Source organism: Streptomyces sp. NPDC098101 (genome assembly GCF_044760185.1).
Lineage (GTDB): Bacteria > Actinomycetota > Actinomycetes > Streptomycetales > Streptomycetaceae > Streptomyces.
In genome coordinates this window covers 186,760-210,659 of record NZ_JBIWAS010000007.1, presented here as the reverse complement: position 1 = coordinate 210,659, position 23,900 = coordinate 186,760, and the positions used below count along the sequence as shown (strand labels likewise).

At 73.5% G+C, this 23,900-nt stretch carries 26 protein-coding genes; 19 read left to right on the top strand and 7 right to left on the bottom strand.

Going from position 1 to position 23,900, the window contains the following annotated elements:
- Nucleotides 1-146: 146 nt before the first annotated feature.
- Nucleotides 147-761, bottom strand: coding sequence for a DUF6461 domain-containing protein (locus ACIQVI_RS28495; protein ID WP_403600925.1), 615 nt, complete (start codon nt 759-761; stop codon nt 147-149).
- 116 nt (nt 762-877) lie between these two features.
- Between ACIQVI_RS28495 and ACIQVI_RS28490 the strand changes: the two genes are divergently transcribed.
- On the top strand, nt 878-1,096 hold the full coding sequence (locus tag ACIQVI_RS28490) for a hypothetical protein (protein ID WP_351968987.1): 219 nt from the start codon (nt 878-880) through the stop codon (nt 1,094-1,096).
- A gap of 13 nt (nt 1,097-1,109) precedes the next feature.
- Here ACIQVI_RS28490 and ACIQVI_RS28485 read toward each other — a convergent pair whose 3' ends face one another.
- Nucleotides 1,110-1,589, bottom strand: coding sequence for a GNAT family N-acetyltransferase (locus ACIQVI_RS28485; protein WP_351968988.1), 480 nt, complete (start codon nt 1,587-1,589; stop codon nt 1,110-1,112).
- A 50-nt stretch (nt 1,590-1,639) separates the two neighbouring features.
- Here ACIQVI_RS28485 and ACIQVI_RS28480 point away from each other — a divergent pair, with 50 nt between their 5' ends.
- Nucleotides 1,640-2,443, top strand: coding sequence for an exodeoxyribonuclease III (locus ACIQVI_RS28480; RefSeq protein WP_351968989.1), 804 nt, complete (start codon nt 1,640-1,642; stop codon nt 2,441-2,443).
- Between the two features lie 7 nt (nt 2,444-2,450).
- On the opposite strand, the gene ACIQVI_RS28475 is transcribed toward ACIQVI_RS28480, so the two are convergent.
- On the bottom strand, nt 2,451-3,071 hold the full coding sequence (locus ACIQVI_RS28475; RefSeq protein ID WP_351969029.1) for a MerR family transcriptional regulator: 621 nt from the start codon (nt 3,069-3,071) through the stop codon (nt 2,451-2,453).
- Nucleotides 3,072-3,472: 401 nt separating this feature from the next.
- On the opposite strand from ACIQVI_RS28475, the gene ACIQVI_RS28470 reads away from it, so the two are divergent.
- The 5 genes from ACIQVI_RS28470 to ACIQVI_RS28450 all read left to right on the top strand — a co-directional run bounded on the left by ACIQVI_RS28470 (nt 3,473) and on the right by ACIQVI_RS28450 (nt 7,733).
- A complete protein-coding gene (locus ACIQVI_RS28470) occupies nt 3,473-4,996 on the top strand; it encodes a flavin-containing monooxygenase (protein WP_403600920.1) in 1,524 nt (507 codons plus the stop codon).
- Nucleotides 4,993-5,916, top strand: coding sequence for an alpha/beta hydrolase (locus ACIQVI_RS28465; protein ID WP_351968991.1), 924 nt, complete (start codon nt 4,993-4,995; stop codon nt 5,914-5,916). The genes ACIQVI_RS28470 and ACIQVI_RS28465 overlap by 4 nt, the downstream gene beginning before the upstream one ends.
- Entirely contained in the window at nt 5,913-6,794 is an 882-nt protein-coding gene (locus ACIQVI_RS28460) for an SDR family oxidoreductase (RefSeq protein ID WP_121830960.1), read from the top strand. Before ACIQVI_RS28465 ends, ACIQVI_RS28460 begins: the two co-directional genes overlap by 4 nt.
- A gap of 142 nt (nt 6,795-6,936) precedes the next feature.
- Nucleotides 6,937-7,122, top strand: coding sequence for a hypothetical protein (locus ACIQVI_RS28455; RefSeq protein ID WP_351968992.1), 186 nt, complete (start codon nt 6,937-6,939; stop codon nt 7,120-7,122).
- A gap of 116 nt (nt 7,123-7,238) precedes the next feature.
- A complete protein-coding gene (locus ACIQVI_RS28450; protein ID WP_403600916.1) occupies nt 7,239-7,733 on the top strand; it encodes a GNAT family N-acetyltransferase in 495 nt (164 codons plus the stop codon).
- A gap of 194 nt (nt 7,734-7,927) precedes the next feature.
- Here ACIQVI_RS28450 and ACIQVI_RS28445 read toward each other — a convergent pair whose 3' ends face one another.
- The gene (locus ACIQVI_RS28445) at nt 7,928-11,230 is read right to left on the bottom strand and encodes a S41 family peptidase (protein WP_403600913.1); all 3,303 of its coding nucleotides are present in this window, start codon (nt 11,228-11,230) and stop codon (nt 7,928-7,930) included.
- A gap of 202 nt (nt 11,231-11,432) precedes the next feature.
- Between ACIQVI_RS28445 and ACIQVI_RS28440 the strand changes: the two genes are divergently transcribed.
- Nucleotides 11,433-12,056, top strand: coding sequence for a TetR/AcrR family transcriptional regulator (locus tag ACIQVI_RS28440; protein WP_351968995.1), 624 nt, complete (start codon nt 11,433-11,435; stop codon nt 12,054-12,056).
- A 69-nt stretch (nt 12,057-12,125) separates the two neighbouring features.
- Complete coding sequence (locus ACIQVI_RS28435; RefSeq protein WP_403600909.1) at nt 12,126-14,300, top strand: MMPL family transporter; 2,175 nt, start codon at nt 12,126-12,128, stop codon at nt 14,298-14,300.
- A gap of 36 nt (nt 14,301-14,336) precedes the next feature.
- Here the strand turns inward: ACIQVI_RS28435 and ACIQVI_RS28430 are convergent, their stop codons facing one another.
- Nucleotides 14,337-14,720 carry an SsgA family sporulation/cell division regulator gene (locus tag ACIQVI_RS28430; RefSeq protein ID WP_121830966.1) on the bottom strand — a complete coding sequence of 128 codons (384 nt, stop codon included), beginning with the start codon at nt 14,718-14,720 and terminating at the stop codon, nt 14,337-14,339.
- 144 nt (nt 14,721-14,864) lie between these two features.
- On the opposite strand from ACIQVI_RS28430, the gene ACIQVI_RS28425 reads away from it, so the two are divergent.
- The 4 genes from ACIQVI_RS28425 (at nt 14,865) to ACIQVI_RS28410 (ending at nt 18,691) form a co-directional block, all read left to right on the top strand.
- Nucleotides 14,865-15,902, top strand: coding sequence for an energy-coupling factor ABC transporter permease (locus ACIQVI_RS28425; protein WP_403600906.1), 1,038 nt, complete (start codon nt 14,865-14,867; stop codon nt 15,900-15,902).
- Between the two features lies 1 nt (nt 15,903).
- A complete protein-coding gene (cbiQ, locus tag ACIQVI_RS28420) occupies nt 15,904-16,668 on the top strand; it encodes a cobalt ECF transporter T component CbiQ (protein WP_403600903.1) in 765 nt (254 codons plus the stop codon).
- The gene (locus tag ACIQVI_RS28415) at nt 16,665-17,438 is read left to right on the top strand and encodes an energy-coupling factor ABC transporter ATP-binding protein (protein WP_403600900.1); all 774 of its coding nucleotides are present in this window, start codon (nt 16,665-16,667) and stop codon (nt 17,436-17,438) included. Before cbiQ ends, ACIQVI_RS28415 begins: the two co-directional genes overlap by 4 nt.
- Nucleotides 17,439-17,524: 86 nt before the next feature.
- Complete coding sequence (locus ACIQVI_RS28410; protein ID WP_403600897.1) at nt 17,525-18,691, top strand: serine hydrolase domain-containing protein; 1,167 nt, start codon at nt 17,525-17,527, stop codon at nt 18,689-18,691.
- Nucleotides 18,692-18,709: 18 nt separating this feature from the next.
- Here the strand turns inward: ACIQVI_RS28410 and ACIQVI_RS28405 are convergent, their stop codons facing one another.
- Nucleotides 18,710-19,327 carry a LysE family translocator gene (locus ACIQVI_RS28405; RefSeq protein WP_403600894.1) on the bottom strand — a complete coding sequence of 206 codons (618 nt, stop codon included), beginning with the start codon at nt 19,325-19,327 and terminating at the stop codon, nt 18,710-18,712.
- A 165-nt stretch (nt 19,328-19,492) separates the two neighbouring features.
- Here ACIQVI_RS28405 and ACIQVI_RS28400 point away from each other — a divergent pair, with 165 nt between their 5' ends.
- From ACIQVI_RS28400 to ACIQVI_RS28375, 6 genes are all read left to right on the top strand, one after another.
- Nucleotides 19,493-20,317, top strand: a complete 825-nt coding sequence (locus tag ACIQVI_RS28400) for an SDR family NAD(P)-dependent oxidoreductase (protein ID WP_403600891.1) — start codon at nt 19,493-19,495, stop codon at nt 20,315-20,317.
- Between the two features lie 65 nt (nt 20,318-20,382).
- Nucleotides 20,383-20,961 (top strand): DUF4291 domain-containing protein, encoded by a 579-nt coding sequence (locus ACIQVI_RS28395; RefSeq protein WP_403600888.1) that lies wholly within the window; start codon nt 20,383-20,385, stop codon nt 20,959-20,961.
- A gap of 65 nt (nt 20,962-21,026) precedes the next feature.
- Nucleotides 21,027-21,446 carry a phage holin family protein gene (locus tag ACIQVI_RS28390; protein WP_403600885.1) on the top strand — a complete coding sequence of 140 codons (420 nt, stop codon included), beginning with the start codon at nt 21,027-21,029 and terminating at the stop codon, nt 21,444-21,446.
- Complete coding sequence (locus ACIQVI_RS28385; protein WP_403600882.1) at nt 21,443-22,015, top strand: DUF3618 domain-containing protein; 573 nt, start codon at nt 21,443-21,445, stop codon at nt 22,013-22,015. Before ACIQVI_RS28390 ends, ACIQVI_RS28385 begins: the two co-directional genes overlap by 4 nt.
- A 68-nt stretch (nt 22,016-22,083) precedes the next feature.
- Nucleotides 22,084-22,548, top strand: a complete 465-nt coding sequence (locus tag ACIQVI_RS28380) for a hypothetical protein (protein WP_351969006.1) — start codon at nt 22,084-22,086, stop codon at nt 22,546-22,548.
- A 32-nt stretch (nt 22,549-22,580) separates the two neighbouring features.
- Nucleotides 22,581-23,075, top strand: a complete 495-nt coding sequence (locus ACIQVI_RS28375) for a hypothetical protein (protein WP_403600879.1) — start codon at nt 22,581-22,583, stop codon at nt 23,073-23,075.
- A 43-nt stretch (nt 23,076-23,118) separates the two neighbouring features.
- Here ACIQVI_RS28375 and ACIQVI_RS28370 read toward each other — a convergent pair whose 3' ends face one another.
- Nucleotides 23,119-23,883 (bottom strand): hypothetical protein, encoded by a 765-nt coding sequence (locus tag ACIQVI_RS28370; protein ID WP_403600875.1) that lies wholly within the window; start codon nt 23,881-23,883, stop codon nt 23,119-23,121.
- Nucleotides 23,884-23,900 lie beyond the last annotated feature (17 nt).

Below are 23,900 nucleotides of genomic sequence, written 5' to 3'. Positions count from 1 at the left end.
CGTCCAGGTCGGGGTGTGTGCCCACAGTTCAGTCACCCGGTCACTCTGCCGTGTGCGGCCGCTGCGGCTCCAGTGAGTATCGAGCGGACTTCGGCACTTCCCCGAGCGTGGCCTCGTCCTCGTCCTCGTCCTCGGGAGGCGGGTGGTCAGGGGATCCGTACGGTGGCGCAGGTGAACGTCGTGTCCCGGAGCAGTGTCGGGGTGACGGCGACGCCGGTCAGGTGCTCGGCCAGGGCGAACCCCGCCGGTGCGGACAGATCCGTTTCCGGATCGTCGTCGTCATCGTCGTCGAAGTGGAAGCCGATCTGCTCCATGACGCCGAGGAGCTCGTCGGGCGCCGTGCCCCAGCGGTCCTCGGGGAACACGGGGTCGAAGCACAGGCGCAGCACCCCGTCCTCCGCCCGGAGGAACGTGCCGAGGGCGTTGATGTTGGTGAAGTGGGAGATCCAGCTCGTCCCCGCGGAGGCCGGGAGCGCCTGCTCCTCGGTGACCCCGAGGTAGCCGTTGGGCTCGATCAGGAGCGTCCAGTCGCCGACGGGCACCATCGCGATCAGCTGTCGGTCGCCGGCCTCCAGGTCGTACTGGGCGAAGGCGGCGTCCACGACCGCGGTCACGCCCCGCAGGGGCGCCTCCGACCGTCCGCCGAGCCGGGCCGTCACCTCGGTGGGGGACAGGCCCCGCACCAGGGTGAAGCAGTACGCCTCGGCGATGTCCGGGAAGTCGTCCTCGAACCACGCGTAGTCCGCCGCTGTCTTCGTCATGGCGTCCATCCTGGCCCCGGGGTCCGACAGCGGGGGCGGCGCCCGGTCGTCGCATTTCCCGCCTTTCCGGCGAGGCGGGACAAGTCGGGACGGCGTCCCGGGCGACAATGCGGAGCGTGACCCACAGCTCGAAGAACCGGTGGAACGAGCTCGCGTTGTTCCTGGTGGTGACGGGTGTCGGCGTCTTCGCGCTGTCCTCCCTGGCGGACCTCCTGATCGACGATCAGGACCCGACCGTCAACGGGGTCCTCGTCGTCCTCCCCAGCGTCCTCATCGGGCTCGGCACCGCCCGGGCCTACCGTCGCCGCCGCACCCCCGGGGAGGGCGGCGGCTGACGGGTCCGGCGCGTCAGACCAGGGGCTTCGCGTAGCAGCGGCTCTCCGGGTGGTCGCGGTAGTGGCCGAACTTGACGCACGGGGCGTAGCCGCTGGACGCGTAGAGGGCGATGGCCTCCGGCTGGGCGGTGCCCGTCTCCAGGACCATGCGGGTGCGGCCGGCGGCGCGGGCGTCGGCTTCGAGGGCCGCCAGGATGCGGCGGGCCAGGCCCAGGCCGCGGGCCTCGGGGACCACGTACATGCGCTTCAGCTCGGCGTCGCCGTCCGCGTACCCCCGGTCGTTCGCGTCCTGCGTGCGCCAGCCGCCGGTGGCGAGGGGCTGCCCCTCGGGGTGGTACGCGAGCAGGTACAGGCCGCGGGGCGGGACGAACATCCCGGCGTCCAGCGGCGTGACGTCGCCCTCGTCGCCGTAGCGGACGGCGTACTCCGCCTGGACCGCGTCGTTGAGTTTGACGGCGTCGGGGTGGTCATAGGGGGTGGGACGGATGTTCATGCGTTTCATCGTACGTGTGTACGGGTCGTGGGTGTCGGTATTCTCCCGGGATGCTCACTGTCACGACAGCGAATGTCAATGGTCTTCGCGCCGCCGCCAAGAAGGGCTTCGTCGAGTGGCTGGCCGGGACCTCCGCCGACGTCCTCTGCCTCCAGGAGGTGCGCGCCGAGGAGGCCCAGCTGCCCCCGGAGGTGCGGGCGCCCGAGGGCTGGTTCGCCGTGCACGCCCCCGCCGCCGCCAAGGGCCGTGCCGGCGTCTCCCTCTACACCCGGCGCGAGCCCGACGCCGTCCGGGTCGGCTTCGGGTGCGCCGAGTTCGCCACCAGCGGCCGGTACGTCGAGGCCGACCTGCCCGGCGTCACCGTCGCCAGCCTCTACCTGCCCTCCGGCGAGGTCGGCACCGAGCGCCAGGACGAGAAGTACCGCTTCATGGACGCGTTCCTGCCCTACCTGAAGGAGCTCCGCGTCCGGGCCGCCGCCGGCGGGCGCGAGGTCGTCGTCTGCGGCGACTGGAACATCGCCCACCGTCAGGCCGACCTCAAGAACTGGAAGCTCAACCAGAAGAAGGCCGGCTTCCTGCCCGACGAGCGGGAGTGGCTGAGCCGGGTCCTCGGCGAGGACGACGGCGGGTACGTGGACGTCGTGCGGCAGCTCCACCCCGACATGGAGGGCCCCTACTCCTGGTGGTCCTACCGAGGGCGCGCCTTCGACAACGACAGCGGCTGGCGCATCGACTACCAGATCGCCACGCCCGGGCTCGCCGCCAAGGCCGCGAAGGCGTACGTCGAGCGGGCCGCCACCCACGACGAGCGGTGGAGCGACCACGCGCCCGTCACCGCCGTCTACGACCTGTAGGCCCCGTTCAGGGGGCGTCGCGCAGGCGGCGGTCCAGGGCCATCGACAGCTCCGCCTCCACCACGCTCTTGGCGAGCGGGCGCAACCGCCACAGGTCCTCCTCGGCGGCGTGGGCGCGGAGCAGTTCGGTGAAGAGCTCCGCGAGCGCGTCGGCGTGCTCGCGGACCCTGGCCCCCGCCTTGAGGACCTCCGCGAGCGGCACGCCCTCGCGGACGAGCGCGGCGGAGACGTCGAGCAGCCGGCGGCTGATGTGGACGATCTCCTCGCCGTCGGTGACGAGGTAGCCCAGGTCGAGGGCGGCGGCCAGGTTCTCGGGCGTCACCTCGCCCGCGAAGTGGTCGGCCAGCTCCTCGGGGGTGAGCCGGACCGGCTCCTCCTCGCTGGGGACGTCGATGGCGAGGACCTCGCGGACGTTCCGGCCGCTCTCGAAGGCGGTGGTCAGGTCGGCGATGCCGTTGAGGGTGTGGCCGCGCTCCAGGAGGGCGGCGATCGTCCGCAGCCGGGCCAGGTGCTGCTCGTCGTACCAGGCGATCCGGCCCTCGCGGCGGGGCGGCGGGATCAGGCCGCGCTCGCGGTAGAAGCGCAGGGTGCGCACGGTGATGCCGGCGGCGGCGGCCAGTTCCTCCATGCGGTACTCGCGGACGCCCTCCGGGGCGGGGGCGGTCGCGTGCGGGCCCGGCACGGCCGCCGGGCCGGTCGTGCCCGGGGCCGCTCCCGTACCCGCGCCGCCCGCGCCCGCAGGGCCTCCGGTCGCACCCGCGTCCGTCGCGCCGCCCGGGTCCGTACCCGTCAGTCCGCCCGTACCCGTCGCGCCGCCCGCACCCGCGTCCGCCACGCTGCCCGCGCCCGCCGCGTCGCCCCTACCCGCGCCCCTCCCGGGGCTCGATCCTTCTGCCACGGTCGCCAGCCTATGTTGTACCGCCGGTAACTTTCCCTCGTCGTACCCCTACCGCTCGGTAGGGAGCTGCTCTACAGTCCCCACCATGCCAGTGATTGCTGGCGGAATCAGCCGGGCGCACGGGAGGCGGCATGGCGAAGCACGAGAACGTACGGGTGGCGGTGATCGGATCGGGGTTCGGCGGCCTGGGGGCCGCCGTCCGGCTGCGCCGCGAGGGGATCACCGATTTCGTCGTCCTGGAGCGGGCCGACTCCGTGGGCGGCACCTGGCGCGACAACAGCTATCCCGGGTGCGCCTGCGACGTCCCCTCCCACCTCTACTCCTTCTCCTTCGCGCCCAACCCGGACTGGCCCCGCACCTTCTCCGGGCAGCACCACATCCGCGCGTACCTGGAGCACGTCACCGACACCTTCGGGATCCGGCCGCACCTGCGCCTGAACCACGAGGTGCTGCGGATGGAGTGGGACGCCGACGCCTTGAGGTGGGAGATCGAGACCTCCTCCGGCTCCTTCAGCGCCGAGGTCGTCGTCTCCGCGACCGGCCCGCTCTCCGACCCCAAGATCCCCGACATCCCGGGGCTCGCCGACTTCCCCGGCAAGGTCTTCCACTCGGCCCGCTGGGACCACGACTACGACCTCACCGGCAAGCGCGTCGCCATGATCGGCACCGGCGCCTCCGCCATCCAGATCGTGCCCGCGATCCAGCCGAAGGTCCGGAAGCTCACGCTCTTCCAGCGCACGCCCCCGTGGGTCATGCCCCGCATGGACCGGAACATCACCGGCGCCGAGCGCTGGCTGCACCGCACCCTGCCCGCCACCGCCACCCTGCGCCGCGGCCTGCTCTGGGGCATCCGCGAGCTCCAGGTCGGCGCCTTCACCAAGCACCCCGGCGAGCTGGGCCTCGTCGAGAAGCTGGCCAAGGCCAACATCGCCCGGGCGGTCAAGGACCCGGCGCTGCGGGCCAAGCTGACCCCCTCGTACCGCATCGGCTGCAAGCGGATCCTGCTGTCGAACGCGTACTACCCGGCGGTCGCGCAGCCCAACGTCGACGTCGTCGCCTCCGGGCTGCGCGAGGTCCGCGGCTCGACCCTGGTCGGCGCCGACGGCACCGAGACCGAGGTCGACGCGATCGTCTTCGGCACCGGCTTCCACGTCACCGACATGCCGATCGCCCCGCGCGTCATCGGCGCCGACGGGCACTCGCTCGCCGACGCCTGGAAGGACGGCATGGAGTCGCTGCGCGGCGCCACCGCCGCCGGCTTCCCCAACTGGATGACGATCATCGGCCCCAACACCGGCCTCGGGAACTCCTCGATGATCCTGATGATCGAGTCCCAGCTGAACTACATGGCCGACTACCTGCGCCAGCTCAACGTCCTCGGCGGCCGCGCCGCCCTCGCCGCCCGGCCCTCCGCCGTGAACGCCTGGAACCGCAAGGTCCAGGCCCGGATGGAGCGGACCGTCTGGAAGGCGGGCGGCTGCGAGAGCTGGTACCTCGACGCCAACGGCCGCAACACCACCCTCTGGCCGGGCACCACCGGCGAGTTCCGGCGCGAGACCCGGCAGGTCGACCTCTCCGAGTACGAGGTGATCCGCGCGCCCAGGACCGCCCCCGCCACGACCCGTCCCTCCCGCACGAAGGAGGCCGCCCAGTGAGCCGGCACCTGACCCCGCTCCCCGGGGCCCGCGAACTCACCGTCACCTCCGCCGACGGCTCCCGCGTCCACGTCGAGGTGTACGGCCCCGAGGGCGCCCCCGCCGTCGTCCTGGCCCACGGCTGGACCTGCTCCATCGCCTTCTGGGCCGAGCAGATCCGGGCGCTCGCCGCCGACCACCGGGTCATCGCCTACGACCAGCGCGGCCACGGGCGTTCGCCCGACCCCGGCCCCGGCGGCTACTCGACGACGGCGCTCGCCGACGACCTGGAGGCGGTGCTCTCCGCCACCCTCGCCACCGGCGAGCGGGCCGTGATCGCCGGGCACTCCATGGGCGGCATGACGATCATGGCCGCCGCCGAGCGCCACGGGCTGCGCGACCACGCCGCCGCCGTGCTGCTCTGCTCCACCGGACCCTCCCGGCTGACCGCCGAGGCCACCGTCGTACCGCTGCGGCCGAGCGGGCTCCGCACCCGCCTGACCAAGGCCGTCCTGGGCGCCAAGGCACCGCTCGGGCCGGTCAACGCCGTCTCGAAGAAGGTCCTCAAGTACGCGACGATGGGCCCCGGTTCGGCGCCCGAGAAGGTCGACGCCTGCGCCCGGATCGTGCACGCCTGCCCGCGCGGCCCGCGCCACGGCTGGTCGCAGGTCCTGGCCGGACTCGACCTCGAACACGGCGTGCGGGCGCTGCGGCTGCCGGTCGCCGTGCTCGTCGGCACCGCCGACCGGCTCACCCCGGCCGCCCACTCCCGCGCGATGGCCGGGGCGCTGCCGCACTGCGCGGGCTTCGTCGAGCTGACCGGCATGGGGCACATGACCCCGGTGGAGGCGCCGGAGGCCGTCACCGCGCAGATCCGCGAACTGACCCTCACGTACCTCGGCGTGAAGGACACCACCGTGAACGCCAAGGAGGACGCATGAGCAGGGTGAGTCTCGAAGGACAGGTCGCGGTCGTCACCGGAGGGGCCCGCGGCGTCGGCGAACTCCTCGCCCGCAAGCTCTCCGCGCGCGGCGCGAAGATCGCGCTCGTCGGCCTGGAGCCCGAGCAGCTCAAGGAGGTCGCGGGCCGGCTCCACACGGAGGCCGACTGGTGGCACGCCGACGTCACCGACCACGAGGCGATGTCCCGGGTCGCGGCCGAGGTGAAGGAGCGGTTCGGGAAGGTCGACATCGTCGTCGCCAACGCCGGTGTGGCGTCCGGCGGTCCGTTCGTCGACTCCGACCCGGTCGCCTGGCGGCGGGTCATCGAGGTCAACCTGATCGGCGGCGCCGTGACCGGCCGGGCCTTCCTGCCCGTCCTCATGGAGTCCCGCGGGTACTTCCTCCAGATCGCCTCGCTCGCCGCGATCACCCCGGCCCCGATGATGACGGCGTACTGCGCCTCCAAGTCGGGCGTCGAGGCCTTCGCGCACAGCCTGCGCGCCGAGGTCGCCTACAAGGGCGTGAAGGTCGGCGTCGGCTACCTCTCCTGGACCGACACGGACATGGTGCGGGGCGCCGACGAGGACGACGTCATGCGGGAGCTGCGCCAGCGGCTGCCGTGGCCGTCGAACCGCACGTACCCCCTCGGCCCGGCCGTCGACCGGATCGTCGCGGGCATCGAGCGGCGCTCGCCGCACGTCTACGCCCAGTGGTGGCTGCGCGGGATGCAGTCCATCCGCGGCTACCTGCCCAGCGTGATCGCGACCGTGGGCCAGCGCGAGATGAGGCGCTTCGAGCCGCGCCTCGGCACGGTCTCCAAGGGGCTCGTGGGCGCGGGCGGCGCGGCCGACGAGCAGGAGCGGACCGAGAGGGTCTGACCCCGGGTCCCGCGCCCGACCTCCGCGTCTCACCGTCCGTAACTGATCGAAATGCGCGGAATGTTCGCTCGTGCGAGGCTGATCGAGGCCGGGGACACCGCGTCCCCGACCTCCCCCACACCTCTCACAGGAGTGAACTTCCATGGGCGTGCAGGACCAGTTCAAGGACAAGGCCGAGCAGATCAAGAACCAGGCCAAGGAGGCCATGGGCAAGGCGAAGGACGAAGCGTCCGAGCGCGCCTCCCAGGGCCGCGACCGCTCCCAGGACGCGACGGACCGGGCCCAGCAGGAGGTCCAGGACCGCCGCAACCAGGACCGCCAGGCCTGACGCCCGCCGGTTCACACCGGAGGCGCACCCGGAAGACCGGGTGCGCCTCCGCGCGTTTTCGGCCAGTGCCCGCGACTCCCGCGCGCCCGCCGCCGGATCTTCGTACGGTGGCGCCCATGGCCGTACTCGAACGACTGCGCTCCGACCACGCCCCCGCCCTGCTCGTGTTCGAGCGGGAGAACCGGGCCTACTTCGCCGCGTCCGTGCCCGACCGGGGGGACGCGTACTTCAGCGGGTTCGAGGAGCGGCACCGGGCGCTGCTCGACGAGCAGGAGGCCGGGGCGGTGCACTTCCACGTGCTGGTGGGGGAGGGCGGGGAGGTCCTCGGGCGGTTCAATCTGGTCGACGTCGCCGACGGGGGCGCCGAGCTGGGCTACCGGGTCGCCGAGCGGGCCGCCGGGCGCGGGCTGGCGACGGCCGGGGTACGCGAGGTGTGCCGGCTGGCCCGCGAGGAGTACGGGCTGAGCCGGCTGACCGCCGTCACGACCCTCGACAACGCGGGGTCGAGGGCCGTGCTCGGGCGGATCGGGTTCGGCGCGGTCGGGAGCGTGGTGCTGGACGGCCGGGCGGGCGCCTCGTACGAGCTCGACCTGGCGTACGGGGCCGGGTAGGGGCCCTCGGCCCCGGCCGTACGGGGTCGGGCAAGCCCCCCCTCGGTCCCGGCGTACGGGGTCGGGCAGGGCCCCTCGGTTCCGGCGTACGGGGTTGGGCGGACCCGCTCATCCCGCCGGTCCCGGTGTACGGCTCCGGGTGGGCCCGCTCGCCCCGCCGGTCCCGGCGTACGCCTTCGGGCGGGCCCGCCCGCTCACCCCTGCGGTCTCGGCGGGAGTTTCGGGCGCGAGCGGTCCGGCAGTTCCTCGTACGCCGGGGGGCTCGCCGCCGGGGTCTCCTCCAGGAGCGCGAGGGCGACGTGGACGGCGTCGTCGAGCTGGGCGTGGCGGCCCTCCGCCCAGTCCAGGGGGGTGCGCAGCACCGCGAGGTCGGGCTCGACGCCGTGGTTCTCCAGGGACCAGCCGTACTCGGGGAACCAGGCCGCGTTCATCGGCACCGTGATGTGGGTGCCGTCCCCGAGCCGGTGGCGGCCGGTCATGCCGACGACCCCGCCCCAGGTGCGCTGGCCGACGACCGGCCCGAGGCCCAGGAGCTTGAAGGCGGCGGTGATCATGTCGCCGTCGGAGGAGGTGGCCTCGTCGGCGAGGGCGACGACGGGGCCGCGCGGCGCGTTGGAGGCGTAGCTGACGGGCTGGGCGTTCCGGGTGAGGTCCCAGCCGAGGATCCGGCGGGTCAGCTTCTCGATGACCAGCTCGCTGATGTTGCCGCCCGCGTTGCCGCGCACGTCCACGATGAGGGCCGGCCGGGAGACCTCCATGCGCAGGTCCCGGTTGAACTGCGCCCAGCCGGAGCCGCCCAGGTCGGGGATGTGGAGGTAGCCGCAGCGCCCGCCGCTGAGTTCGCGGACCACGGTCCGGCGCTTGGCGACCCAGTCCTGGTAGCGCAGCGGGCGCTCGTCCACGAGCGGGACGACGGCGACGCGGCGGGCGCGCCCCTCGCCCTCGGCGGGGGTGAAGGTCAGCTCGACGGTGGTGCCGCCGGTGCCGGAGAGCAGCGGGTACGGGCCGGTGACCGGGTCCACCGGCCGCCCGTCGACGTGGGTGAGGACGGCGCCCTCGCGGATGCCCGTACCGGCGAGCGGGGAGCGGGCCTTGGAGTCGGAGGACTCGCCGGGCAGGATCCGCTTCACCGTCCAGCCGGCGTCCCGGAGCACGAGGTTGGCGCCGAGCAGGCCCATCGGCCGCTGGTAGTGCGGCGGTCCCTCGTTGCGCCGGGCCGGGGTGACGTACGCGTGCGAGGTGCCCAGCTCGCCCATCACCTCGCGCAGCAGGTCGGCGAACTCGTCGGGGGAGGCGACCCGTTCGACCAGCGGCCGGTACTGGTCGAGGACCGCCGTCCAGTCGACCCCGCCCATGCCGGGCTCCCAGAAGTAGGCGCGGACGATCCGCCCGGCCTCGTCGAAGGCCTGGCGCCACTCGGCGCCCGGGTCGACCTCGTGCAGGATGCGCCGCAGGTCCAGGTAGACGGTCGAGTCGCCGTCCCCGGCCTCGGTCGCGGGCACCGCCCGCAGCTCGCCCTCGTCGGCGACGACGAGCCGGGTGCCGTCGCCGCTGACCGCGAACCAGTCGAGGTCGGAGGCGAGTTCGCTCTTGCGGGCCTTGGTGATGGAGAAGTGCTCCAGGGTGGGGCGGCCCGAGGTGTCGGCCGGGTTGGCGAAGGTCTCGCCGAGCGCGCCCGAGATGGGCCAGCGCAGCCAGACGAGCCCGCCGCCGCTGACCGGGTGCAGCGCGGAGTACTTGGAGGCGGCCACGGGGAAGGGCGTGACCCGCTCGGCGAGGCCCTCGATCTCCACCGTCACCGTGCCCTCGGCCGGTGCCGTGTCGTCGTCGGCCGGGTCCAGGCCGCCGGCCGCCGGGCGCCCGTCGGGGAGCAGCGCGAAGGGGGACGGGGTCGCGGAGGAGAGCGGTACGAGGTAGGGGCGGCAGCCCAGCGGGAACGACAGGTCGCCGGTGTGCACGTCGTACACCGGGTCGAAGCCGCGCCAGGAGAGGAAGGCGAGGTAGCGCCCGTCCCGGGTGAAGACCGGGTTCTCGTCCTCGAAGCGCCCGTTGGTGACGTCCACGACCGTGCGGGCGCCGGGGCCCGAGATGCGGGCCATCTTGATGGAGCGCAGGGAGCGGCCGATGCCGGGGTGGGACCAGGTCAGCCAGTCGCCGTCGGGGGAGAAGGCGAGGTCGCGGACGGGCCCGTTGACGGACCTGATCAGCTCGCTCACCTCGCCGTTGGACTCCTCGCTCGCGTCGAGGAGCAGGAGCCGGCCGTCGTGGGAGGCGAGCGCGATCCGCTCGCCGTCCGGGTCGGCGACCAGCTCCTCGACCCGGCCGAGGTCCCCGGAGGCGAGCCGGCGCGGCGGCCGGTCGCCGCTGGCGCGCGGCAGGTACGCCACCTCGACGGCGTCCTCGCCGTCGGCGTCGGTCACGTAGGCGACCTGGCCGCCGCTGCCGAGCATCTCGGGCAGCCGGACCCGGACGCCGGGGGAGTCGATGATCGTGCGGGCCGGGCCGTCGCGGTGCGTCAGCCAGTACAGGCTGCCCCGGACGGAGACGGCGCTGGCCCGGCCGGTCTCGTCCACGGAGAGCGAGTCGATGTGGTGGGCGGCGGGCACCTGGTAGCTCCGCCGGCCGACGCGCTGGCCGCCGAGCCGCACCTCCAGGCGGCGGGGGCGGGAGTCCGGGGTGAGGTCGTCGACGATCCACAGCTCGCCCGCGCACTGGTAGACGACCCGCCGGCCGTCGCTGGAGGCGTGCCGGGCGTAGAAGTCGGCGTGGTCGGTGTGGCGGCGCAGGTCGGTGCCGTCGGGCCGGCAGGAGTACAGGTTGCCGACGCCCTCGTGGTCGGAGAGGAACGCGATCCGGCCCCCCACGGCCATCGGGCAGTCCAGGTGCCCGCCGATGTCGGGCAGCAGCCGCCTGCCGTGCAGCCAGAGGCGGCCGGTGGCGCCGCCCAGGTACCGCTTCCAGGCGGCGGGCTCGTGCGGCGGCTTCCCGGTGAGCAGGAGCGTGCACCGGTCGGCCTCGGTGCCGGGGGCGGTGATCCCGTCCGTGATCGCGATGTCGGAGACCGGGCCCCAGGGCAGCCGGCGGCCCGGGGTGCCGTCGGTGGGCACGGTGTAGGCCCAGGAGTAGTACGAGAAGGGCTGCCCGTGCGAGGAGACGGCGAGGATCTCGGAGCGGCCGTCCTTGTCGGGGGGCGTCCAGCCGCAGACCCGGGTGTCGGTGGACCCCCAGTGGGTGAGCTGCCGGGCGGCCCCGCCGTCGACCGGGACGAGGTGGATCTCGGGGTCCAGGCTGCGCCAGTTCGTGTACGCGATGTGGCGCCCGTCCGGCGAGAAGCGCGGGTGCCCGACCCGGGTCCGGTCGACGGTGAGCCGCCAGGCCCGGCCGGGGCTCCGGCCCTCGGGCGCGAGCGGGGCGACCCAGAGGTCGTCCTCGGCGGCGAAGCACAGCAGGTCGTCGTGGAGGTGCGGAAAACGGAGATACGCGACGTCGTCACTCACCTCCCCATGCTTTCGGGGCGGCGGGGGCGTGGCAACTCGTACGTGTATGCGGGCGCCTCCGGAGGGTCCCGCCGGTGTGGGCCAGAACACGTACGAAACGGTTTCGTTTCGCTGGGGGGCCGGGGTACCTTCGTACGGTACGAAACCGTTTCGTTCACCCTTCCCCGGTCCGTGGAAGGGCCGCTGAAGCAGGAGACCCGGCATGGCGCGCAGCAGGCTCACTCCCGAGCGGGAGTCCGAGCTGTACGCGGCCGTGCTCGACCTCCTCCGCGAGGTCGGCTACGACGCCCTCACCATGGACGCCGTCGCCGCCCGCACCCACTCCAGCAAGGCCACCCTCTACCGCCAGTGGGGGAGCAAGCCCGAGCTGGTCGCCCGGGCGCTGCGCGCCAACAAGCCGGCCGACCTCTCCGAGATCGACACCGGCTCCCTGCGCGGCGACTTCCGGGAGATGCTCGAACGGACCGACGACTGCCAGATGGAGAAGGACTCCGCGCTGATGCGGGGTCTGGCCCATGCCGTCCACGACAACCCCGACCTGCACCGGGCGCTGCGCGAGCTGCTCATCGAACCCGAGATGAACGGTTTCGAGGAAGTGCTGCGCCGGGCGGTCCGCAGGGGCGAGGTCGACGCCGGCAACCCGGCGCTGAAGCTCGTCCCGCACATGCTGATCGGCGCGTTCGTCGCCCGCCCGCTGATCGAGGATCAGCCGGTCGACCACGCGTTCCTCACCGCCTACGTCGACGCCGTCGTGCTCCCCTCACTCGGCGTCCGAGCCCCACGGGGCCACCTCTCCGGAGGCCCCGGCACCACCCTCTCCACCTGACGTCGCGCCGCTCACGCCGTCGGGCCGGCTCCCCATGCCCTTGTCCCTCAACACCGGGAGTACGCCCCCGTGGCCACGTTCCTGTACAAACTGGGTCGTTCCGCCTTCCGGCGCCGACGGCTCGTCGCCCTCCTCTGGGTGGCGCTCCTCGCGCTCGCCGGCGTCGGCGCCGCGACCGCGCCCGCCGCCACCTCCAGCTCCTTCTCGATCCCCGGCACCGAGGCCCAGCGCGCCTTCGACCTGCTCGAAGAGCGCTTCCCGGGCGCCGGAGCCGACGGGGCCACCGCCCGCGTCGTCTTCAAGGCCCCCGAGGGCCAGAAGGTGACCGACCCGGCGCACAAGGCCGTCGTCGAGGAGACCGTCGCCGCGCTCAAGGCGGGCTCGGACCAGATCGTCTCGGTCGCCGACCCGTACACCGCGCAGGCCGTCTCGCAGAACGGCTCCACCGCCTACGTCTCCGTCGCGTACAAGGTCAACGCCATGGAGCTGACCGACGAGACGCGCGAGGCCCTGAAGCAGGCCGGGCACCAGGCGCAGGGCAAGGGCCTGACGGTCGAGGTCGGCGGCGACGCCCTCCAGACCATGCCCGAGACCGGCGCGGGCGAGGTCGTCGGCGTGGTCATCGCCGGCATCGTGCTCGTCATCACCTTCGGCTCGCTCGTCGCCGCCGGACTCCCGCTGCTCACCGCGATCATCGGCGTCGGCATCGGCGTCTCCTCGATCACGGCGCTCGCGAACGTCCTCGACCTCGGCTCCACCACCTCCACCCTCGCGATGATGATCGGCCTCGCGGTCGGCATCGACTACGCCCTCTTCATCGTCTCCCGCTACCGCGCGGAGCTGGCCGAGGGCCGGGACCGGGAGGAGGCCGCGGGCCGCGCCACCGGCACGGCCGGCTCCGCCGTCGTCTTCGCCGGACTCACCGTCGTCATCGCCCTCGTCGGCCTGGCCGTCGTCAACATCCCGATGCTGACGAAGATGGGCTTCGCCGCCGCCGGCACGGTCGTCATCGCCGTCCTCATCGCGCTCACCCTGATCCCGGCCCTGCTCGGCTTCGCCGGCGACAAGGTCGTCGGCCGCAAGCAGCGCAAGGGCGCGGCCTCCGAGGGCGACGAGAAGGGGGAGAAGCCGAACGGCGGCACCCGCTGGGCCCGCTTCGTCATCCGCCGCCCCGCGCTCGTGCTCCTCGTCGGCGTCCTCGGCCTCGGCGCGATCGCCGTGCCCGCCGCCTCCCTGGAGATGGGCCTGCCGGACGACGGCGTGAAGCCGGTCTCCACCACCGAGCGCCGGGCGTACGACATGCTGTCCGACGGCTTCGGCCCCGGCTTCAACGGCCCGCTGCTCGTCGTCGTCGACGGCGACAGGGCCGCCGCCGACACGACGGTCTCCACGATCAAGAAGCTCGAAGGCTGGGCCGCCGTCACCCCGGCGACCCCGAACAAGGCAGGCGACGCCGCGATGATCACGGTGGTCCCGAAGGACCGCCCGTCCTCCGTCGCCACCGAGAACCTCGTCCACGACATCCGCGACGCCACCGGCGACGACGTCCTCGTCACCGGCGCCACCGCGATGAACATCGACTTCTCGCAGAAGATGAACGACGCCCTGGTGCCCTACCTGGCCCTCGTCGTCGGTCTCGCCTTCCTGCTCCTGACCCTGGTCTTCCGCTCGGTCCTCGTCCCCCTGAAGGCGGCCCTCGGCTTCCTGCTCTCGGTGGTCGCGGCCCTCGGCGCGGTCGTCGCGGTCTTCCAGTGGGGCTGGCTCGGAAGCCTCTTCGGGGTCGAGCAGACCGGCCCGATCATGTCGATGATGCCGATCTTCATGGTGGGCGTGGTCTTCGGCCTCGCGATGGACTACGAGGTCTTCCTCGTCACCCGGATGCGGGAGGCGTACGTCCACGGCGAGCGTCCCGGCGAGGCGATCGTGACCGGCTTCCGGCACAGCGCCCGGGTGGTCACCGCCGCCGCGGTGATCATGATCGCGGTCTTCTCCGGCTTCATCGGGATGACCGACCAGATGATCAAGATGATCGGCTTCGGCCTGGCCGTCGCGGTCCTCTTCGACGCCTTCGTGGTCCGCATGGCGATCGTCCCGGCCGTCCTGGCACTGCTCGGCCACAAGGCCTGGTGGCTGCCGAAGTGGCTGGACCGCGCCCTGCCGAACGTGGACGTGGAGGGCGAGGCCCTCGCCGCGCACACCGGCGGGACCGGCACGGAGGAGAAGCCGGACCTCGTGAAGGTCTGATCCGCCGCGTACCCGACGCCGTCGGCACGTCGCCCGTCAGCGACGCGCCGACGGCGTCCGCGTGCCCGACACGTCCGAGGGGGCGGAGGAGTACGTGTGGCGCAGGAACCGGACCAGGGCGGCGGTGTCGAACTGGACGACCTCCACCCCCTCCTCCGTGTGGAACTCGACCACCGTCTGCACCCGGCCGCACGGCCAGACGCCGATGTCGCCGCGCCGGGTCGGATTCCGCAGGCCCGTCTCCAGGAGGGCGCGCGGGAAGGACCACTCGACGGCGCCGGGGAAGACGAAGCGGACGGTCGCCGGGGAGTATCCGGGGTCGTAGCGGAGGGCCACCGGGACGGGCCGCGAGAGCGGGGCGTCGGTGATGATCCGACCCTTGGCACGGTCGTCGACTGCGGGAGCGGGTGCGGTGGCCATCGGTGGCTCCTGACGTTTCGTCCTCTTATAAGCCAATGTGGCACTTCTTCCCCGTGATCGCACGCCTCATGCGGGGGAAGCCGCGACCATGATGTGACCCATGCGCTCTTGCAAGCCCTTCGCAGGAGCGCCCATCATTCCGACGTGCATGTACCTGACGGATTCATCAACGCCCCCGTATCGGCCGTCGCCGGTGTCGTCGCCGCCGGCGCCGTCGCCGTCAGCCTGCGCGGAGCCCGCCGCGAGCTCGACGAGCGCACCGCGCCGCTCGCCGGGCTCGTCGCGGCCTTCGTCTTCGCCGTCCAGATGCTGAACTTCCCGGTCGCCGCCGGGACCAGCGGACACCTCCTCGGCGGCGCGCTCGCCGCGATACTCGTCGGCCCCTGGACCGGCGTCCTGTGCATATCGGTGGTCCTGCTCATGCAGGGCGTCCTCTTCGCGGACGGCGGCCTCACCGCGCTCGGCGTGAACATCGACGTCATGGGCGTCGTCACCGTCGTCGTGGCCTACGCGCTCTTCCGGGGCCTCGTCCTGGTCCTGCCGCGCACCCGCCGCTCGGTGACCGCCGCCTCCTTCGTCGCCGCGCTCGTCTCCGTACCGGCCGCGGCCGTCGCCTTCACCCTGGTCTACGCGGTCGGCGGCACCACCGACGTCCCCGTCGGCAAGGTCCTCACGGCCATGGTGGGCGTGCACGTCCTCATCGGGATTGGCGAGGCCATCATCACCATGCTGACCGTCGGCGCGGTCCTCGCCGTCCGCCCCGACCTGGTGTACGGCGCGCGCGGCCTGACCGCCCCGCTCAAGCTCCGGGTCGACGGCGAGCTGGTCGACGCCGAGCCCGCCGCCCCGGCCGCCCCCGCCCACGGCTCCCCGAAGAAGCTGTGGATCGGCGGCGTCGTCACCGCCCTCGTCCTCGCCGGCTTCGTCTCCTTCTACGCCTCCGCCGACCCCGACGGCCTGGAGAAGGTCGCCGCCGACCAGGGCATCGACGCCAAGGCCGAGGAGTACGAGCACGCCACCGCGGACTCCCCGCTCGCCGACTACGGCGTCCGGGGCGTCGACGCCGAGCGCCTCTCCGGCGGCCTGGCCGGCGTCATCGGCGTCGGCACGACCCTGGCCGTCGGCACCGGCGTCTTCCTGGTCGTCCGCCGCCGCCGCGCCGCCGCACCGGAAAGCGCCTGACGTGGGCGCGGGCCACGCCCACAAGCTCTACCGGCACGGACACTCGCCGGTCCACGGGCTGCCCGCGCACACCAAGCTCGTCGCCGTCCTCGGCTTCGTCCTGGTCGTCGTCTCGACGCCCCGCGAGGCCGTCTGGGCCTTCGCCCTCTACGCCGCGCTCCTCGCGGCCGTGGCGGCGAAGGCCCGGATCCCGGCCGGCTTCCTGCTCGGGCGGCTCCTCGTCGAGGTGCCGTTCGTCGCGTTCGCGCTGCTCATGCCCTTCGTGGTGCCCGGCGAGCAGACGCAGGTCCTCGGAATCCCGCTGAGCGTCCCCGGCCTGTGGGGCGCCTGGAACGTCCTCGCCAAGGGCACCCTCGGCGTCGCCGCCTCGGTGCTCCTCGCCGCCACGACCGAGCTGCGCTCCCTGCTCCTCGGCCTCCAGCGACTGAAGCTGCCGCCGCTGCTCGTCCAGATCGCCTCCTTCATGATCCGGTACGGCGACGTCATCACCGACGAGATGCGCCGCATGTCCGTCGCCCGCCGCTCGCGCGGCTTCGAGGCGCGGGGCGTGCGCCACTGGGGCGTCCTCGCCAAGTCCGCGGGCGCGCTCTTCATCCGCTCGTACGAGCGCGGGGAACGGGTCCACCTGGCCATGGTCAGCCGCGGCTACACGGGCACGATCCCGGTCCTCGACGAGGTGGCCGCCACCCGCGCCCAGTGGGCGTACGCCGCCGCGCTGCCGCTGGCCGCCCTCCTCATCTGCCTCCTGGGATGGACCCTCCGATGAACGCCCCCGCCCCCTCTCCCGCCCCTTCCCCCGTCCCCTCGCTCGACGTCCGCGGCCTCGCGTACGCCTACCCCGACGGCCACCAGGCCCTCTTCGGGGTGAACCTGACCGTCGGGCGCGGCGAGCGGGTCGCCCTCCTCGGCCCCAACGGCGCCGGCAAGACCACCCTGGTCCTCCACCTCAACGGCATCCTCACCGGCGGCGCGGGCACCGTCACCGTCGCCGGGCTCCCGGTCGGCAGGAAGCACATGGCCGAGATCCGCCGCAAGGTCGGCATCGTCTTCCAGGACCCCGACGACCAGCTGTTCATGCCGACCGTCCGCGAGGACGTGGCCTTCGGCCCGGCCGCCGCCGGACTGCGCGGCGCCGCGCTCGACGCCGTGGTGCGGCGGGCCCTGGAGCGGGTCGGGATGGCGGAGTACGCGGACCGGCCGCCGCACCACCTCTCCTTCGGGCAGCGCCGCCGGGTCGCGGTGGCGACCGTCCTCGCCATGGAGCCGGAGATCCTCGTCCTGGACGAACCGTCCTCCAACCTGGACCCGGCCTCGCGCCGCGAGCTCGCCGACGTCCTGCGCTCCCTGGACGTCACCGTCCTGATGGTCACCCACGACCTGCCGTACGCCCTGGAGCTCTGCCCGCGCGCGGTGGTCCTCAGCGAGGGCGTCATCGCCGCCGACGGGCCGACCGGTGAACTCCTCGCGGACGGGGAGCTGATGGCCCGGCACCGCCTGGAGCTGCCGTTCGGCTTCGTACCGCAGTCGGTGGCCTGAACCGCTCCGGGGGCCCCGGAATCCGCCTCCGGCGTGCCGCGTTGCACCATGGGGGCGGAGCACCAGGAGAGACGAGGAGCGGGAACGTGGACGTCCGGGGCACGGTGGCGGCGGGCTGGGAGCCCGTCCGGGAGGCGTTCCTGCGCGTCTTCGAGCAGCGCGGCGAGCGCGGGGCGGCCGTCGCCGTCCACCACGACGGCGTGCGGGTCGTCGACCTGTGGGCGGGCACCAAGGACGTCGACGGGGAGGAGCCCTGGACCGAGGACACCGCCCAGGTCGTCCGCTCGGCCACCAAGGGCGTCGCCGCCGCCGTCCCCCTGCTCCTGCACCAGCGCGGCCTGCTCGACCTGGACGCCCCCGTCGCCGCGTACTGGCCCGAGTTCAAGGCGGCCGGCAAGGACCGCGCGACCGTACGGGACCTGCTCGCGCACCGGGCCGGCGTGCCCGTCCTGGACCGGCCGCTCACCCTCGCCGAGGCCGCCGACCTGCCGACGGCGACGGCCGCGATCGCCGCCCAGACCCCCGTCTGGGAGCCCGGCACCGCCCACGGCTACCACGCCCACACCTTCAGCTGGCTGCTCTCCGGCCTGGTCCACCGGGTCACCGGCCGGACCATCGGCCGCTGGGTGGCCGACGAGATCGCCGGACCGCTCGGCCTCGACCTGTGGATCGGGCTGCCGGACGCGGAGGCCCACCGGGTCGGCCGCATCGGCCCCGTCGAGGAGGTCGAACCGGCCGGGAGCGGGGCGCTCCGGCTCCGCCCCAAGCGCGCGGTCACCGAGGCGTACCGGGACCCGGACTCGCTCACCCGGCGCGCCTTCGGCGTCATCGACCCGCGCCCCGACGAGAACGACCCCGTCTACCGGGCCGCCGAACTCCCCGGCTCGGCCGGCGTCGCGACCGCCCGCGCGCTCTCCCGCTTCTACGCCGCCGCCCTCGGCCCGGTCGACGGCGCCGAGCGCCTCTTCGCCCCGGAGACGCTCGCCCTCGCCCGTACCGAGGAGTCGGCGGGCACGGACCGGGTGCTGCTCGTCGGCACCCGCTTCGGCCTCGGGCACATGCTCCACGGCCCGGCCTCGCCGCTCCTCGGCCCCTCGTCCTTCGGCCACCCGGGCCGGGGCGGCTCCCTGGGCTTCGCGGACCCCGACTCCGGGATCGCCTTCGGGTACGTCACCAACGGAATGCGGAAGACGGTCACGGCGGACCCGCGCGCCCAGGCGCTCGTCCGGGCGGTCCGCGCGGTGACGGCCTGACGGTCCCGTCGTCGCGGATCAGGCCGCCGACGGGGTCAGCGCGAGCACGACCCCGAGGCCCACGAGCACGGTGCCGATGGCCTTGTTGAGCACGGTCTGCCGTCGCAGCAGCCGGTCCCGCAGGGCCTGCTGGGAGAAGAGCAGCGCGGCGAGCGCGAACCACACCAGGTGCGCGAACGACATGAACAGGCCGTAGCCGATCTGCTGGGGCACGGGGGTGTCGGCGCTGACGACCTGGGTGTAGGTGCTCAGGACGAACAGCATCGTCTTCGGGTTGAGCGCGTTCGTCAGGAAGCCGGTGCGCAGCGCGCCCGCCTTCGACAGGCCCCCGCCGTCCGACAGGTCGACGTCCACCCGGGTCTTGGTGACGAAGGTCCGGTAGCCGATGTACACCAGGTACGCGGCGCCGATCAGCTTCATCGCCGTGAAGAGGGCCGGACTCCGGGACACCAGGAGCCCGACGCCCAGCATGGTGTACGTGACGTGGACGAGGACGCCCAGCGCGATGCCGACGGCGGCGAGGACCCCGGCGGTCCGCCCGTACAGATAGCTGTTGCGGACGGTCATCGCGAAGTCCGCGCCGGGACTGATGACGGCCAGGACGGTGATGACCGCCACGGCGATGAGCTGACCCATGATCCGGTCGTTCCCGTCTTCTCGTGCGGACCGGGACGGGATGCGGATCCGCGCCGGACACCAGGGCTTGCGACAGTAGGTGATCACCGGCGCGCCGCGCGAGGCGGTTTCCCGCCACGGGCCCGGGCCTGGTGCGGACGGCGGTTCCGGTGCTGTGATCACCCCATGGAGCACACGGGACGCACGGAACGTACGGCACGCACGGAACGCACGGATCTTCGGGAACGGCTCGACGGGTACGGGGTGCTGATCACCGGCGCGGCGCGCGGCATCGGCGCGGCGACCGCGCGGCGCCTCGCGGCGGAGGGCGCGCGGGTCCTCGTCACGGACGTCGACGAGGAGGCGGCCCGCGTGACGGCGGCCGGGCTGCCGGGGGCGGAGTCCGTACGCTGCGACGTGTCCGACCAGGGGTCGGTGGACGCGGCCGTGGCGTACGCGGTGGAGGCCTTCGGCGGGCTCGACGTCCTCGTGAACAACGCGCTCGGGCCCGTCGCCCCCGACCGGGACCGCTTCGAGGACGAGCCGGACGAGGTCTGGACCGTCCAGCACGAGGTCACGTTCATGGGGGCGGTGCGCTGCTCGCGGGCCGCGCTGCCGCACCTGGCGGCGGGCGGGCGCGGGGCGATCGTCACCATCGGGTCGGTCAACGCGGAGGCGGACTTCGGCAACCACGCGTACAGCGCGGCCAAGGCGGGCCTCGCCTCCTTCACCCGCACCCTGGCGGGGGACGCGGCGGCGCGCGGGGTCCGGGTCAACCAGATCAACCCGGGGACGATCGCGACCAGGGCGTGGGAGGGCCGGGAGGCCGGGCTCGCCGCCCTGGCCGAGCGGGTCTATCCGCTGGGCCGCGTCGGCACCCCCGAGGACATCGCCGCCGCCGTCGCCTTCCTCGCCTCCCCGGACGCCTCCTGGATCACCGGCACGGTCCTGCGCGTCGACGGCGGACTCCTCGCGGTGAACCGGCACTTCGCGGAGGTGCTGGGGGACTGAGGGGGCGGGGGACCCCCGGGGAAATCGTTCGCGGCGCCCCGGAGCCCGCTGACAGGGTGCGGGGCATGGCATCCCCGTACGAGATCCGCGCGGACCACGACGCGGACACGATCGTGGTCTACCAGGCGTACCCGCCCGCCCTCGCCGACGCGGCGCTGCGGGCGGGCCGCTTCGTGGCGCCGTTCTCCTTCCACCGGATGACGTGGATCAAGCCGTCGTTCCTCTGGCTGATGCACCGCAGCAACTGGGGCCGCAAACCGGGCCAGGAGAGGATCCTGGCGGTGCGGATCACCCGGGAGGGCTGGGAGGCGGCCCTCGCGGAGGCGGCCCTGACGACGGCGGACCCGGACGTCCTGTCCCGGGCGCCGGTCCACGTCCAGTGGGACCCGGAGCGCTCCCCGCGCGGAGCGGCCCTCAACCACTACAGCATCCAGGTCGGCGTCGGCCGCCACCGCGTCCGCGCCCTCACCGACGACTGGACGGTCTCCCTCACCGACCTCACGCCCCGCGTCCGCAAGGCCGCCGACCTCCTGAGGGCCGGCGACGCGGCCCGGGCCCGCCGCCACTTCCCGCCGGAGCGGCGGTATCCGCTGCCGGGACACCTGGAGGCGCGCCTGACGCCGGGGGCGAACGGGCCCGTGTGAAATCGCTCCGACCGAGCAGGCGAAGGAGAAGGGAAGTCAAGGGAGACGGACGAAGAGAGGACGCGATGAGCACCATCCAACGGCCGGTCCACGGCAGCGCCGCCGACGCGTCGGTGGGCGACCTCGTCTCGCGGGCGTCGCAGCAGATCTCGGACCTGGTCCGCGACGAAATGCGCCTGGCGCGGGCGGAGATGACCCAGAAGGGCAAGCGGTACGGCGTGGGCGGCGGCCTGTTCGGCGGCGCCGGCCTGGTCGGCGTCCTGGCCGCGCAGGCCCTCGTGGTGGCCGTGATCGCGGCCCTCGCCCTGGTCCTCCCGGTCTGGGCCTCGGCCCTGATCGTCGCCGTCCTGCTCGCGGCGGGCGCGGCGGGCATGGCCCTGGCGGGCAAGAAGCAGATCGACGCGGCGGGCGCGCCGGCCCCCGAGCAGACCATCGACAACGTCAAGGCCGACGTGGCCGAGATCAAGGAGAGGGCCCACCGATGAACCAGCAGCCGCACCGCGACAAGACGGCGGACGACCTCGGGGAACTGCGCGCACAGGCCGAGCACACCCGCGACGAACTCGGCCGCACGGTCGAGGCGTTGGCGGCCAAGGCCGACGTGAAGGCACAGGCCGGGGAGAAGGTGGCCGAGGCGAGGGAGAAGGCCGCGGCCGCGACCGAGAAGGCCAAGGCGAAGGCGGCGGTCGCCGGGGACCTGGTGAAGGAGAAGGCGGCGCAGTCGGCCGACTTGGTGAAGGAGAAGACGGCGGTGGCGACCGAGAAGGCCAAGGAGAAGACGGCGGTGGCGTCGGACCTGGTCAAGGAGAAGACGGCGGTCGCGACCGAGCTGGCCAAGGAGAAGGCGGCGGTCGCGTCGGACCTGGCCAGGGAGAAGGCGGCGCAGACCGCCGACCTGGTCCAGGAGAAGACTCCCGACCCGGTCCTGGAGAAGGCCGGAGCGGTCGCGGACAAGGCGAAGGCCAACCGCACCCCGCTGCTCGCCGGAGCCGCCGCCCTGGCGGCCTTCCTGATCCTGCGCCGGACCCGCCGGGGCCGTCGCGGCCGCCGCTGAGCGCCCGGCGCGACCGGTCGCCGCCGCCCCGGGGGTATACCTCCCGGGGCGCGGGGCACACGGAGTCCATGCACGGACACCATGCGCGCCCCAGCAGCAGCACTCTGTTCGGCTCCACCTCCGCCCCGTCGTCCGACCGGACCACGGGCCGGCACTCACGACCGGGCAGGATCAGCACCCGTCTCCGCCGCCGGATCGCGGTCTACGGGGCGATCGAGTTCCTGTCCACGCACGATCCCGACGACCCCGGCCCCGGCGAGGAGTGCCTGCTTCTGGTCCACGACCGCCGGGTCGTCGGCGAGATCGACTACCGGATGTGCGCCCGGTGCGCCCGGGGCGTCATCACCGGCGTCACCCTCGACGAACGCTTCCACGGCAGCGGCCTGGGCACCCGCGCCCTCTCCCACCTCCGCGCCCGCCACCCGGGAACCGCCTGGCGCAGCACCCTGACCCTCCGCGCCACCCGCGACCTCCTGCGCCGGATGCGCATCCCGACGGCGGACCCGGGCCCGGTCTGCGCGCACGCGGCCTGACGCCGTCCCGCCGGTACGGCTAGGGTGCGCGCATGTCCCATGAGATCTGCGCACTCGTCGTCACCGGACAGGTCGACGCGCCGAGGGCCCGCTCGGTGGGCCTGCGGGCCGTACTCGTCCACGACGGCCTCAGCGTGTTCCCGATCAACCACTACTTCTCCGCGTACTGGGCCGCGAAGCGCCGGAACAGCGCGTCGCTCGACCTTCCCGAGGGCCTCTCCCTCCTGTTTCCGACGGAAGCGGTGCTGTGCGACCTCGTCCGCGAGGTGACCGGCACCGACAGGCCCCGGTTCGCGATCATCGAAACGCACTACTTCGCCGGGGTCGGCCACCAGGGCGCCGTCGTGTTCGACGGCGAGGACCGGCTGGCGACCGATCCGACGTCGATCAACCAGGCGCTCGCCGCCCTCGGCGTGCGAGCGACCTCCGCCATGGACGAGTTCGACGTCATCGGCCTCGCCGGGTTCCGGAGCAACCCGGAATACCTGGACGCGTACGCCGAACTCTGCGAAGAACTCGGCGTGTGACGGGGAGCGGCCCGGAGGCGGCCGTGGTGCGGCGGAAACGCGGTCACGGCAGGGGAAGCGTGAACGCGTAGGCGCGCCGCACACCGCACCCCTGGCAGGTGCCGTCGAATCGGGAGAGGAGACGGTCGCCCTCCCCGCGGAGGGAGTTCCGCCAGAAGCAGCGGAACTCCGCGCACGAACAGGTTCGTTGGGCGACGTCGGTGAACGCGCTGAGGTGGGAATCGTGGCCCGCTTCGACCGTCACGGGCGGAGGAGCGCCCTCGGCGTCCGCGCCGTGCGGCCCTTGCCGGGGCCGCTTCCACGGAACGGCCCGGGGGCTGTGGACCCCACGCCCCGCACACTCCACGCACCTGCCGGGACCGGCGTTGTTCGCGGCGCACCAGCATCGTCCGTACCGGCCGTACGGCCTGCCTTCGCAGTCCAGGCAGACGCCCCAACCGTGACAGGCGTCGCACAGCACACCGTCGGCCGTGCTGAGCGTGAAGGGCGGTTGGCCGAGCCGGTGTTCGGGGTACACGACCGGCGTCCAGCCGGTGAGGGTCACGAGTCCGGACCCGCTGCCCTCGTAGACCCTCACCTCGAAGTCCTCGTGCCGGGCCGTCGCCCGGCTCTCCCCGTCATGATCCGAATGATCCGAAGCGTGTCGGCGCACGGCCCAGCCGGCCTCGGCGAAGGCGGCCACGACCTCACCGGACTTCGAGGGCGAGGGGTGGGCGTCCCAGCCCATGCCGATCAGGAACAGGGAGCGGAGACCGACCGGCGCGGGATCGCGGAGCCGTACGGAGTCGGTCCATTCGCGGACCACCACGGGGCCGTGGTCCGGAC